At 53.7% G+C, this 13,907-nt stretch carries 12 protein-coding genes; all 12 read left to right on the forward strand.

All coding sequences use genetic code 11. The annotated features are described in order from the left end of the window. Window positions 1–12 precede the first annotated feature (12 nt). The 12 genes from HS100_11880 to HS100_11935 all read left to right on the forward strand — a co-directional run bounded on the left by HS100_11880 (window position 13) and on the right by HS100_11935 (window position 13,886). On the forward strand, window positions 13–402 hold the full coding sequence (locus HS100_11880) for a nuclear transport factor 2 family protein (GenBank protein MBE7434607.1): 390 nt from the start codon (window positions 13–15) through the stop codon (window positions 400–402). 34 nt (window positions 403–436) lie between these two features. Continuing rightward, window positions 437–1,396, forward strand: coding sequence for a GNAT family N-acetyltransferase (locus tag HS100_11885; protein ID MBE7434608.1), 960 nt, complete (start codon window positions 437–439; stop codon window positions 1,394–1,396). A 175-nt stretch (window positions 1,397–1,571) separates the two neighbouring features. Next, window positions 1,572–2,591: a LacI family DNA-binding transcriptional regulator gene (locus tag HS100_11890; protein ID MBE7434609.1), complete on the forward strand. Its 1,020-nt coding sequence runs from the start codon at window positions 1,572–1,574 to the stop codon at window positions 2,589–2,591. 75 nt (window positions 2,592–2,666) lie between these two features. Continuing rightward, on the forward strand, window positions 2,667–3,992 hold the full coding sequence (locus HS100_11895) for an extracellular solute-binding protein (protein ID MBE7434610.1): 1,326 nt from the start codon (window positions 2,667–2,669) through the stop codon (window positions 3,990–3,992). Window positions 3,993–4,055: 63 nt separating this feature from the next. After that, entirely contained in the window at window positions 4,056–5,003 is a 948-nt protein-coding gene (locus HS100_11900; protein ID MBE7434611.1) for a sugar ABC transporter permease, read from the forward strand. Between the two features lie 4 nt (window positions 5,004–5,007). Continuing rightward, window positions 5,008–6,138: a carbohydrate ABC transporter permease gene (locus tag HS100_11905; protein MBE7434612.1), complete on the forward strand. Its 1,131-nt coding sequence runs from the start codon at window positions 5,008–5,010 to the stop codon at window positions 6,136–6,138. A 63-nt stretch (window positions 6,139–6,201) separates the two neighbouring features. Next, window positions 6,202–7,641: a glycoside hydrolase family 5 protein gene (locus HS100_11910; protein MBE7434613.1), complete on the forward strand. Its 1,440-nt coding sequence runs from the start codon at window positions 6,202–6,204 to the stop codon at window positions 7,639–7,641. 3 nt (window positions 7,642–7,644) lie between these two features. After that, window positions 7,645–8,964: a beta-glucosidase gene (locus tag HS100_11915; protein MBE7434614.1), complete on the forward strand. Its 1,320-nt coding sequence runs from the start codon at window positions 7,645–7,647 to the stop codon at window positions 8,962–8,964. Between the two features lie 3 nt (window positions 8,965–8,967). Further along, the gene (locus tag HS100_11920) at window positions 8,968–10,359 is read left to right on the forward strand and encodes a hypothetical protein (protein MBE7434615.1); all 1,392 of its coding nucleotides are present in this window, start codon (window positions 8,968–8,970) and stop codon (window positions 10,357–10,359) included. Window positions 10,360–10,442: 83 nt separating this feature from the next. Next, window positions 10,443–11,540 carry a cation transporter gene (locus HS100_11925; GenBank protein MBE7434616.1) on the forward strand — a complete coding sequence of 366 codons (1,098 nt, stop codon included), beginning with the start codon at window positions 10,443–10,445 and terminating at the stop codon, window positions 11,538–11,540. Between the two features lie 17 nt (window positions 11,541–11,557). Next, window positions 11,558–12,586 carry a hypothetical protein gene (locus HS100_11930; GenBank protein ID MBE7434617.1) on the forward strand — a complete coding sequence of 343 codons (1,029 nt, stop codon included), beginning with the start codon at window positions 11,558–11,560 and terminating at the stop codon, window positions 12,584–12,586. Beyond that, complete coding sequence (locus HS100_11935; GenBank protein MBE7434618.1) at window positions 12,579–13,886, forward strand: aminotransferase class III-fold pyridoxal phosphate-dependent enzyme; 1,308 nt, start codon at window positions 12,579–12,581, stop codon at window positions 13,884–13,886. The genes HS100_11930 and HS100_11935 overlap by 8 nt, the downstream gene beginning before the upstream one ends. Window positions 13,887–13,907 lie beyond the last annotated feature (21 nt).

The following is a 13,907-nucleotide window of genomic DNA, read 5'->3' on the forward strand; positions in this document are numbered from 1 at the left end:
GACGAGCGATAGATGCGCACACTGACTCACGAGCATTTCCGCCGCTGGCTTGCCGTCTATGATAAAGCCAGCGAAGAAAACGACCCGCAAGCCTCGGCAGACCTCTTTGCAGAAGATGCCTGCTATTACGAAAGTCCATTCGACGAGCCGATGACCGGGCGCGATGCCATCTTCGCATATTGGCACAAGGGCGCTCATACACTCAAGGACAAAATATCCTGCCATGAGATTCTGGCGATAAAAGAAAATATGGGCATTGCACGCTGGCAGTCCAGGTTCACCGTCATCGAATCGGGCAAACGCCTCGCACTGGATTGTCTGTTCGTGGTCGTGTTCAATGGAGCAGGCTTATGCCGGACCTTCCGCGAGTGGTGGCACATTCGCGAAAACATCGCCACGTAGGCGGACTTCTCAATCGTCTGAGCGAGGGTCGAAAATGATAATTCTGGATTACGACAACGTTGATTCGTTGCAAGTCTTGAACCTCACACTGCTGGCGCTGGATCTTCCGCTTACGCCCGAATACACCGCACATCTCCGCCGCACCGACCCGCGACTATTTCCTTGCTTCACGGTCAATGCGATGGAAGGCGATGAGGTGCTGGGAGTGGTGGGAATCCTTCGCCTGCCGATGATCTCCACGGGGGGACGGGAGGATGTGGGCGGAGTTTGGGCGGTGTCCACCCATCCGCTTCATGCGGGACGGGGGGTTGCCTCTGCTTTACTGGAAGAGGCTCATACCCGAATGCGGGACGCAGGTTTGCGCTTTTCCATGCTCCTTACAGAGCGCCACCTCAAAGCGCATAGACTTTATCAACAACATGGATATGTCGAGATGAACGTATGGGCAAAGGCATTGGCGCGTTGGGAGACGGCTCACCAACCCACCCGTCTGCGCGCCCAGCCTGCAAGCACCGCCCTAAGCGAGTCGAAGGGTCAGGGGGGATTCGATTTTATCGAAAAGATATTTGAAGATATTGCCGGCAATTATCTCGGTTTCGCGTGGAGATATAAGCCTTTTGTCCGTTTGCGCGACAAGATGAACCTCGACGCCATCTGGATCGTGCGGGAGAACAACACGCCTGTGGGATATATTTATGCACGCAAAGAGGGTCCGTTGTTGGAAACCCATATCCATCTGCTGCGCCCTGACATTGACGCAGTGGAAGCCGTTGCAGCGATTGCTTCGAATTTGCAGGCACCTTATGTGCAGGTTGGCATGAGCCGCCCTGGGGATATCGCCAGATTTCAGCATGCAGGCTGGCAGGTGACTTACCCGAACTGGGCGTCATTCATGGTCAAGCCACTACTCCCCGAAGTGACCACCGGCGATGCCCGCCGACTCTTCGGCATCGGCACAGACCGCTTCCTCATCTCATTGCTGGACGTGACGTAGTAGAGGCCATTGGCAGGTGATTGTCGGTCAAGGCGATCCATCTGAGCATTGACGGGTAATACGCCTGACTACTAGATTCTCCGATTGATGAACCTAACTTAATGTTATACAAATTGCTTGACAAGGAAGGGTGATGTCTATATACTTTGAAAACGCTTTCTGAAAGCGTTTTCAAATGAATTCAAAACCCACCCTTTCCACAATTTCAGACGTGGCAAAACACGCAGGGGTATCTATAGCCACTGTGAGCCGGGTCATAAATGGTAATACGCCTGTTCAGGAAGATAAGGCGGAGCGGGTTCGGCGTGCCATCGCTAAGTTAAATTTTGTGCCCCGGTCTGCGGCTCGTGTGCTTGCGAGCCGTAAGACAAACACCATTGGGCTGGTCTTCTCGGAGATTCGCGGGGCTTTTTTTCCTCAGCTATTGAAAGGCATTGAAGCCCAATTGCATGAAGCAGGGTATGAGTTACTGGTCTATTCCACACACAACGACCGGCCGATAAAGCGTAAACCGATTGGCGAACACAATACAGATGGACTGCTGGTCTTCACTACCAGTCTGGACAGGGAGGAGATTGCCCGTTTGCACAGGATCAATTTTCCGATTGTGTTGATGCACGAAACTCCGCCCGCTGGAATGGATATCCCTGTCATTACAGTCGAAAACAAAGACGGCGCTGCCATGCTGGTCAGGCACTTGATTGAGAAGCATGGCCGGCGCCGTATCGTTTTCCTGCGCGGACCCGAGGGGCACGAAGACTCAGTTTGGCGCGAGCGCGGGTATCGTGAGGCTCTTGGCGCACACAACATACCGTCCGATGAGTCCTTGATCTCTTCAGGTGAATTTGACCAGGAGACAGCATATCATGCCATGCGAAACCTAATTCGGGATGGCGTTCCCTTTGATGCCGTCTTCGCAGGGGATGACGACGCCTCCATTGGGGTGTATCGCGCGTTGAAAGAAGCCAAGCGCCTCATCCCCGACGATGTGGCTGTGGTCGGCTTCGATGATGTCGAATTTTCGGGATACATTTCCCCGCCGCTGACGACGATCCGCTCCCCGATCGAAGAAGTGGGGCGGGAAGCTGTCCGCCAGTTAATTACCCTATTGAATGGCGGACAGGCTGAAAGTCTGATTCTGAAGCGAACCGAGCTTGTCATCCGCGAATCGTGCGGATGTTTAATACATCCATAAAGGAGGTGAGGCGTCTCATATTCATCCAATTATTTTCACTCGTCGAATCCATATCTAATTTCTCGGAGGAGAAAAATGAATAGAAAATCTTTCAGTATTCTAAGCATCCTTCTGATGGCATCCATGCTGTTGACGGCGTGCGGCGGCGGAAACCAGCCAACTTCGACGGAAGAATCCGGCGCCGGCGAGCAGAAGGTCCTGCGTGTGTGGATCCAGTGGGGCGACAACCCGCAGCAGATCCAGGAACTGTTTGATAAGTATGGCGCGCTCGCAGGCGTAAAAGTCGAAGTGACCGCGCCCATCGAAGACGACAAAGTATTGCCCGCGCTGACGGGTTCGAACCCGCCCGATGTGTTGGTGTTGAGCGGGGGCGATGCCGCAAAATCCTTCTATAAGGAGGGTCTGGTGGATGAGCTCTCTGGTGCGATCGAGGATGGGAACATTGATATGGAAGATATGTTCGAGGCGCCGTTGAGCCAGTGCAGGCAGGGTGACCTTATTGTCTGCCTGCCGTGGGGTACTGACGCTTATGCCCTGTTCTGGAACAAGGATTTGTTCGAAGCCGCTGGCCTCGACCCGGAGAAACCACCCGCAACCATGGAAGAGTTGGTGGAAATGGCGGATCAACTCACCATTACCAATCCCGATGGCTCGATCAAGCAATTTGGTTTCATTCCCGATTTCGACTGGAGCCACACCGATCTGTACGTGCGCAACTTTGGCGGGTTCTGGTACAGTGACGACGGCTCTGCCCTGACCGCCAACAGTCAGCCAATGATCGACGCGCTCACCTGGCAGCAGCAGTTCTACACCAAATACGGCGTGGACAACATTCAGGCGTTCCGCTCCGGTTTTGGCGAATATGGCTCGCCCGATGCGCCTTTCTATGCCGGCAAAGTGGCGATGATGGTCGAAGGTGAATGGCAGGTGGGTCCGAACTTCATCCCCAAACTCAAGCCGGAATTGAATTATGGCGTGACAGCCTTCCCGCCCCCGGCGGATCATCCCGAACGAGCAGGAACCATCGTGAATCAGGGAACCGTGGTTGTCATCCCCTCCGGTGCAGTGGATAAGGAAGCATCTGCCAATCTGTTGGCGTGGATGATGAGTCCTGAAATTGTGGCAGAGGAATTCTGCTTCAATGCCAACCTGCCCACAAGCAAGAAGGCTGCGGAAGATCCCTGCTTTGTCGAATTGGGCGACAAGTTCCAGGTTTTCGTCGATCTAATGGCAAGCCCGAACGCCTATGCCATGATCACCACGCCCATTTCCTTTGAATTGAATGACGCGCTCGCCGGCGCGGAGGAAGCCATCCTCTATACGGGAGCAGACCCGAAGGAGACTCTCGATGCAATTCAGACTGAGTTCGAACCGAAGTTCAAAGAATTGATGGGGCAGTAAGATATGCAAAGACCCTAAAGGTCTGAATGACCTTTAGGGTCTGCCCTGATCGGAGAGTGAACCATGGAGAACCTGCCCGAACGAAACCTTGTCGGCTTTAAACCGCCTCCTAAAACGGTGTGGACAAAACGCACGAAAGCCGACTTCCGTACCGGGATGCTTTTCCTTTCGCCCTGGCTGATCGGTTTTTTTGCGTTCACACTCTACCCAATGCTCATCTCTCTTTATTACAGTTTTACCATCTACCACTCCAAACGCTCGCCTGAGTGGGTCTGGTTTCAAAATTACACCGACCTGATGACCGATGACAAATTCTGGATCTCGCTCAATAACACCCTGTACATGGTGGCAATAGCCGTGCCGCTTGGGTTGTTCGCTTCGTTTATTTGCGCGCTGCTTCTCAATCTCAAAGTGCGCGGACAGGCATTTTATCGTGTCGTTTATTTTCTCCCATCCATCGTGCCGACCGTGGCAGGCACTATCCTTTTTCTTTGGCTGTTGAATCCGCAGGTCGGTTTGGTCAATACGGTGCTGGAAAAGATCGGCATCGACGGACCCAACTGGATGGCGGACCCGAACTGGTCGAAGCCCGCACTTATTTTGCTGGGCATGTGGGGCATGGGGGGCACGATCATCATTTACCTCTCAGGATTGCAGGATGTTCCACAAAGCCTGATCGAAGCCGCCGAACTCGACGGCGCCAACTGGTTCCAGCGTCTCTGGCACATCACCATTCCAATGGTCTCGCCCATCACGCTCTTCAACCTCATCACGGGCATGATCGGCATGTTCCAATATTTCGCGCAAGCCTACGTGGTCGGCGGCGGCGACAGCCTCGGCCGCCCGCTCAACTCCACGCTGTTCTATTCCGTTTATCTTTACCAGAACGCCTTTCTCTTTCTAAAGATGGGCTACGCCTCTGCCATGGCGTGGATACTTTTCATTATCATTCTTCTTTTGACACTGCTCCTCCTCAAAGTAAGCGACAGGTTCACACACTACTCGGGATGACATCATGACAAATCGCGCCTCTTCCCCCGACCTGAACCTGGATCGGCACACCCGGACTTCTGCCTTCTCTGTAAGACAGACTCGCAAGATCCGCGACCTGTTCACTTCCACCCTCAGCCATGGGTTGATCATCTTCGTCGGCATGTTCTTTGCCATCCCCTTCCTGTGGATGTTGCTCACCGCCTTCAAATCTGACCGGGATGTGTTCCATACCCCGCCTCGCTGGCTCCCGCATGATAACGTTCGTGTTGATATCAACGGCGAAGAGTACCCGCTTTACAATGTCAAAACTTCCGATGGAGTCAAACAATATGCCGCGCTAAAAATCGAAAGCGGCGTGGCATTCTTTGTCGACCCCGCCGATCCCGATGTAGTCATCCCCACCGAATTGCAGCAAGGCACGGAACGAGTTGCCCAGGCGATAGAAGAAGTTTCCTTCCGATGGCAAAACTTTCCCGACGCCATGAACCGCGGAAGCCGACCCGGGGTGGGGGCGAGTTTCTGGGTCTATTTCAGGAACAGTCTTGTCATCGCATTTTTCACAATCGTCGGCACGCTGGTCTCAAATACACCTGTGGCGTATGCCTTTGCGCGATTGAAATTCCCGGGGCGCGATGTTCTATTCGTCATCATTCTCGCCACCATGATGCTTCCATTTCAGGTGACGATGATCCCCATTTACCTCCTTTTCAACGACACCCTCGGCTGGGGTGATACCTTCCTGCCGCTCATCATTCCCACTTTCTTCGCGAATGCGTGGGATGTGTTCCTCCTCCGGCAGTTCTTCAAGACCATTCCCGAAGAGATGTGCGATGCTGCCCGCGTGGATGGCGCAAGCGAATGGCAGATCTTCACACAGATCGTATTACCACTTTCTACCCCTGTGCTCGCAACTGTGACCGTTTTTACCTTCCTTTGGGCTTGGAATGATTTCACCGGTCCGTTGCTCTTCCTTAATAGCCCGCGTAACTTCACCATGGCGCTTGGCTTGCAGGATTTTCAGGGACAGAACACGATCATCTGGAATCAACTCATGGCGGCGGCAACCGTCTTCACCCTGCCCATCATCGTCGCCTTCTTCTTCGCGCAGAAGACATTCATTCAAGGAATTAAGTTGACGGGATCGAAAGAATAAAAATTGTAGGGGCAGGGTTTCCCTGCCCTGGGCGGGATGACCCCGCCCCTACATGGAAACCGCATGGAAATTCTCAAAGTACACAACCGCCAGATCGTCACTGCCAAAAACAAATCCATCCGCCTGCGCGGGTGGAACATCGGCGGCTGGCTCAACATGGAAGACTTCATCAACGGCTTTGTCGGCGCGGAGCATAATTTACGAGCCACGATGAGCCGCATCATTGGGAAAGAGAAGGCGCGGTTCTTCTTCGACCGTCTGCTCGATCATTTCTTTACCGAAGAAGATGTAAAGATGATGGCGAAGTTTGGTGCGAACGTGATCCGTATTCCGTTCAATTACCGCCACTTCGAACGGGATGACAAGCCGTTTGAATATCTCGAAGACGGCTTTAAACGCCTCGACCAAGCATTGGATTGGTGCGCCAAATATGGCATTTATGTAATCCTTGATTTTCACGCTGTGCAAGGCTGGCACAACCCCGACTGGCACAGCGACAATGCGCACGTCCACATTTTGCTGTATCACCACAAACTTTTTCAAGACCGCTTTGTCGGCTTGTGGCGCGAGATGGCGAAGCGTTACAAGAATCACCCCGCGCTGGCTGGCTACGGTTTGATGAATGAACCCTGCACACGGGTCGATTATGAAGAATACGAATCCCCTAATTACAACTGGGACGGCTTGAACCACGTCCACCGCCTCGCCGCACAAGCCATCCGCGAAGTGGACTCGAATCACATTCTCTTTGTCGAAGGCGATAACTTCGCCTGCGAGTTCGACGGTTTGGACGTCACCTTCGATGAGAACATCATTGTCGAGAGCCACAACTACATGTCCCCGACGGGAGGCGACGCTGCGTATCCTGGCGTCATTGATGGCATGTACTGGAACCGCGACATGGTTGCGGCAGAGTTTGGAATGCACAGCGGCACGCGCTGCGCCTTTAAAAATCGCAAGCCGATCTTTGTCGGAGAGTTTGGGACGTGGTATGCGGGCTATCCCGAAGCGATCAAATATCGCGCTGCCGCCTTGGACGATCAACTCGGCGTGTTCGACTCGGCGGGAGTCCACTGGGCGGTGTGGACGTGGAAGGACATCGCTTCAATGGGGTCGTTCAATCTCGATCCAGAGTCAGAGTATGTGCAAACCATCGCACCGATCCTAAGGGCGAAGCAAGAAGCTGCCGATTGGGAAGGAGAGATGCCTAGTGGAAGCGTGGCGAAGGCGCTGAATAACTCCGCAGACACGATCGATGCTTATTTGGCGCAGACCAACCTCAACGTCCAGATCGAGAGGCGTTGGTTCGCCCAGTACACTTTGTTCGGCTATCTTGCGCAGTTCCTGCAAGTGCCGTACGCAAATCTATTCCAAGATATGCCCGAAGAAAAATTGGACGATATGCTCAGCGCGTTCGCGTTAAAGAATTGTGTTGAGAACAAGACCATTACCAAAGTTTTGAAGAAACACCTGACCACCTGGAACCTGATACCTGGAACCTGACACATGACATTACACAAATTCCCTCACAATTTCCTCTGGGGAGCGGCGACCGCTTCCTATCAAATCGAAGGAGCGTGGAACGAAGATGGCAAAGGCGAATCGATTTGGGATCGCTTCAGTCACACGCCTGGCAAGGTGACGAAGGGCGACACGGGCGATGTAGCTTGCGATCATTATCACCGCTACGAAGAAGACATCGCCCTCATGCGCCGCCTGGGATTAAAAGCCTATCGCTTCTCCACCTCATGGACACGGGTTCTGCCTCTCGGAGCGGGGAATGTCAACCCGAGCGGCCTCGATTTCTATGACCGCCTCGTGGACGCGCTCTGCGCCGCGAACATCGAAACGTTTCTCACCCTGCATCATTGGGATTATCCGCAAGCCCTGTACGAAACAGGCGGCTGGACCAAGCGCGATAACTTACATTATTTTGCCGATTACGCTGCGTTGATGGCAAAACGCCTCGGCGACCGCGTAACTAAATGGACGACCTTCAACGAACCTGGCGTGATCGCATGGGATGGATATGTCAGCGGCGAACATGCCCCAGGCGAACAGGATCCGCTCAAGGCGAAGCAGGTGGCGCACAACCTTATGGTGGCGCATGGACTGGCGGTTCATGCAATCCGCGGCGTAAATCCAAAACTGGAAGTAGGCATTGTCCTCAATCAATGGATGGCAGACGCGGCGGACGATGACCCGCAGTCCATCCGCATTGCGGATAGCGCCTGGAATCGCAGTGAGACGACCTTCCTGCATCCCATTTTCAAAGGCTATTACCACCCTGAGTATGTCGAGTATTCTGGCGGCCTGCCCGAAATTCAGGCAGGAGATATGGCGCTCGTTGCCCAAAAACTGGATTTTCTCGGCATCAATTTTTATTCGCGCAATCTCTACAATGCACAAGGGCATGTGGAAGAAGTGGCAGGGTCCGAATACACCGAAATGGGCTGGGAAGTTTGCGCGCCCGCCTTGCGCCGCATGCTGAACAAGATCAACCGTGATTACAAAGTGCCGCCCATCTACATCACAGAGAATGGCGCGTCCTTCCCTGATGTTGTCTCTCCTGATGGCAAAGTCCATGATGACCGTCGGCTTGACTACCTGAAGAATCACTTCATCCAAACCCGCCTCGCCATGCAGGACGGCGTGGACGTGCGCGGCTACATGGTCTGGTCTCTGATGGATAACTTCGAATGGGGGCACGGTTTCACCAAACGCTTCGGCATCATACGTGTAGATTACGAAACACAGAGGCGTACGATCAAAGATAGTGGTGATTGGTACGCCAAAGTGATACGTACCAATCAAATTACAGAATAGACTATGGCATCCATAAAGATAACGGTCATTGGAGCAGGCTCGGCCTCGTTCGGAGAGAACACCCTTGCATCGCTTATGCGCTCCAAAAAATTACGCGGTTCGACACTTGCGCTGGTGGATCGTAACGAAGAGTCGCTTGGCATCGTGAAACGACTTGCAGACCGCCTCAACCGTGAATGGGATTCAGGATTTGTGATCGAAGCGCACACTCACCATCAGGATGCCCTGCCGGACAGCCGTTTTGTCGTCTGTGCTATCGAGGTCGGCGCGCGTGAAAATTTGTGGAAGAGGGATTTCGAGATTCCCCTCAAGTATGGCGTACGTCAGCCCTACGCCGAAAACGGTGGACCCGGCGGTTTCATCCACGCGGCTCGAAATATTGGACCCATTGTAGGCATTGCGCGCGATATGGAAAAAGCCTGCCCTGAGGCATGGTTTATCAATTTCACCAATCCAATGATTCGCGTTTGCGATGCGGTGAACCGTCATAGCAAGATTAGATCTATCGGGTTGTGTCATCAAGTTTTCATTGCTTACTGCTCCGCAGGGATGGTCCTCGCTGACGATCTCGGTTTTGAAATTCCTGAAGGCATCCGAAGCATGAATGCCGAAATTGACCAGCACCCGTTGAGGGATAAGGTCAAACATCAAGCAGTCAACCGCCTGGATATTCGCGCCGCAGGATTAAATCATTTCACCTGGATCCTTTCGATTGTAGACCGTGAAACAGGCGAGGATTTGTATCCGCTCTTTCGCGAACGCTATGCCCGTTTCAACCCGGACTTTGAGCCACTTACCCGCCGTGTATACGATGCCTTCGGGTTGATGCCTGTGCCCGGCGATTCGCATCTTTGCGAATACCTGCCATGGTTGAGCAACCCGGAAACAAAGCCGTGGGAGAAATACGACATTCAACTGTATAACTGGGAATTGATGTCATCCTTGCGTGATTTCGAACTCGATCGCCTCAGCGAAATGGCATTTGGAAATATGACTATCGAAGGCTTGCTTGATAGTGATAGCGAAGGGGCATTGGAAATGATCGAGAATATCGCCTGTGCCGGGACCCATTACCATCTTGCCGCCAACCTGCCGAATGCAGGACAGATCGAAAATTTACCCCGCAACTCGATTGTCGAAACTCCCGTGATCGTGGATGGAGCCGGCATTCATCCTGTGCATGTCGGTTCACTCCCCGACGGGATTGCGGAACTGTGCCGCCGCGAACTGGTCTCTGCACAGTTGGGAGTCGACGCCGCTGTGGAGGGCTCCCGTGAAAAGGCACTGCAATGTATCCTTCTCGACCCCGTCGTTGACGACATCGAGCGGGCGAAAATGATTCTTGATGATTATTTAGTGACCTATAAGGAATATTTGCCGCAATTCTGGAAGTAAACGCGGCCTATGCGGTTCCATGGTTGAGGGTTCCCGCTCAGTAAAAACCCTATAACCTCCACATCTTTTTATGGAGGCTCCCTATGGGACACCACGACGAACACAAGCACGAAGATCATGCGCACGATCACGACCATCCAAATCCGCATGAACATGAGCATGATCACGGACATTCCCATTCCAACAACCCCGTGATCCACTGGCTGCAACATCTCTTCACCCCGCACTCACACGGACACCAGCAGGCGGCCCTCGACCCGAACCTCGCCACCGACCGCGGCATGTGGGCGTTGAAGGTTTCATTTGCAGGGTTGATGGTTACGGCAATCTTTCAGGTTGTCATCGTCATTATCAGCGGAAGCGTTGCCCTGCTCGCCGATACCATCCACAATTTTTCCGACGCGCTGACCGCCATTCCGCTCGGCTTTGCGTTCTGGCTCTCGCGCCGCGCCCGCAACAAACGCTACACCTACGGCTATGGGCGCGCCGAAGATATTGCAGGCGTCATTATCGTTTTGATGATCGCCTATAGTGCCTTTGAAGCGATCCGTCATGCCATCCTGCGCTTCATCACACCCGAACCAATTATGAACCTTGGTTGGGTTGCCGTGGCTGCCATCATCGGCTTTATCGGCAACGAACTGGTTGCCATCTTCCGCATCAAGGTGGGGAAGGAGATCGGCTCCGCCGCACTCATCGCCGACGGCTACCACGCCAGAACGGACGGCTTTACTTCCCTGGCGGTTCTGGCGGGCACAATCGGAGTCTGGCTTGGCTACCCCATCCTCGACCCGCTGATCGGTTTGGGCATTGGCATCGCCATCCTTGGCATTGTATGGCACACCGCAAAGGACATGTGGCACCGCATGATGGACGCGGTAGAACCCGAACTCTATGAAGAGTTCAAGCACATCGCCTCCCACGTGGATGGTGTGATGGACGTTCATAGCGCCGCCATCCGCTGGGTGGGTCACCGCCTATGGGGCGAAATGCACGTCACCGTGAACTGCACGAAGACTGTACTCGAGGGTCACTACATCACCGAAGGGGTACGACACGCGCTCTTTCACGAATTTCCAGCATTGGTCGAAGTCATCGTCCATGCTGACCCATGTGAGTGCGACGAGTCAGTTGAGTATCATCCCACTGCCCATCATCAATTTTTACACGCGGCAGATTAACACCTGGAACCTGACACTTGAAACCTGAAACTGGAGTAAGTTACTTCGCCAATGGCTGGCTCCATCACTTCGAGCGCGACCTCGAAGATATTCTCGCGCATCACTGCACCTACATCGTTCACTGCTTCAGCGAGAACGAGATGATCTTTGCCCATCAGCGCACCGCACAATTTTTCAAAATGACGCGCGACGCAGGCTTGGGTTGTTGGGCGAATCCCTGGGCGGTGATGGGGCTGTTCGGCGGCGAGCAGTTCTCCGCTTTTGTGCCGCGCAACCCTGATGCCTGTCAGATTCTTTCCACAGGTCAACGTGCTCCCGCAGCCTGCCCCTCTGCGCCAGAGACTCGCGCCGCCATGAAACTGTGGCTCGACATGGCAATTGACTTTGGCGCCGACACCATCTTCTGGGATGAGCCGCATCTTTACATTCCAGATTGGGATGACTTGCACTTCGCTCCCGACTCCGCCTTTGCCTGCTTCTGTCCGAGATGCCGCGACTCATTCCAGAGTCGCTTCGGTCAACCTTTGCCTGAAGTCGGACAGGGGCAAGCCCTGTCCCTACAGCCCGAAATGCGCCAACACCGCGAAGACCTGATGGTGGACTTCCTCTCCGAGATGATCGGCTACGCCCACGACAAAGGCGTGAAGAATGCCATCACGCTGTTACCTGTGGACGATGAAGCGAATGAGTCCCTGCCTTGGAATCGCATCGCCGACATTCGCGGACTCGATATCTTCGGCACCGACCCGTACTGGTATCTGCATGATAAAGATTGCGAATTCTTCGTGAGCGAGCAGATGAAAAAAACGATTGATATTTGCGAACCTCGCGGCCTGACTCCGCACTTTTGGGCGCAGGGGTTTGGAGTCCCATCGGGCAGGGAAAATGAACTCGAAGCAGGATTCAGCCTAGCCGTGGAAAGAGGCGCACAGTCCATTGCCGTGTGGGGCATGCACGGAAATTCCGCTTATGACGGCGCATCCGACGATCCCGAAAAAGTATGGGAGATAGTCGGAAAAACATTTGGAAAATTGAGAAATGAATAACGCTGAATACTTTCAACATGCGCAACAATATCTGACGGGCGGCGTGTCGTCGTCGTTTCGCTATAACCCATTCACGGCGCGACCGATGTATCTTACCAAGGCAGAGGGCGCGTACATTTATGATCTCGAAGGCAAGCGGTTCATTGACTTTTTCATGGGGCACGGCGCCTGTACGCTCGGGCACAACCGCCCCGAAATTGCCGAAGCGATGAAGCAGGTCTTCGACATTGGCTTCTTCGCCGAATTCGACCATCCATTGACGGGACAACTGGCAAAGAAGATCACGGAAAACATTCCCAGTGCCGAAAGAGTGCGTTACGTCAACTCGGGCAGTGAAGCGACCCTGCTTTCGATTCGACTTGCACGCGGATACACAGGTCGGCAAAAGATCGTGCGCATTGACGGACAATTCCACGGCGGGCATGATTATGCCCTGGTGAATAATCTCGCCGCGAACATTGATCGCGACAACCCTGGCGATAGATTATCGCAAGTCAAACATGCCAGTGCGGGTATTCCGCTCAAAGTGGATGAGACGTTGTACATCATCCCCTGGAATAACGCCGAGTTGTTCGAGAAACTTTGCAAAGAACACGGTCACGAGATCGCCGCCATTCTGATGAACCCGATTGATTACAACAACGGCTGTATCGGTTCATCCACAGAATACCTGCAAGCCATTCGCCGCATTTGCGATGAACACGGCATCATCTTCATCGTTGACGAGATTCTCTCCGGCTTCCGCACGGGCATGACGGGCGGGCACGGTTACTACGGCGTCACGCCCGACCTGTGCCTGTTCGGCAAGGCGCTGACCAACGGGATCCCACTCGCCGCGGTGGCTGGCAAGAAGAAGATCATGGACAAGATCATGGATCCCGTTGACCCGGTAGTGGCAGGCGGCACGTTTTCCGGCAACCTGTTCGGTTGCGCGGCAGGCATCGCCTCCCTGACGATCATGGAACAACCCGGCTTTTTCGAAGCCTGGCTCGCACGCGTGGAAGATTTCTATACCCGGCTCCAGACCATCTTCGATGAGGCGGGCTTCCCCGCCATTGTGCAGGGACTCGGCTGTACGTTCGGCATTTACGTCGGCACGCGTGAGCCGGTCACGAACTATCACCACATCGCCGAGCGCACGAACCCTGAATTGCGAAAGACTTTCTTCAACAAATGTATCGAGAAGGGTTTGTACTTCCACACCGATTTCACAGTCTCCGCGCAACATGATGAGGCGTTATTGGCGCAATCGCTAGACCTGCTGCGTGAAGTTGTGCGCGAAACGAAGAAGGGAATGTAAAGGAGGCAAAACGGCTCAAAG

The organism is Anaerolineales bacterium (genome assembly GCA_015075725.1).
GTDB lineage: Bacteria > Chloroflexota > Anaerolineae > Anaerolineales > Villigracilaceae > Villigracilis.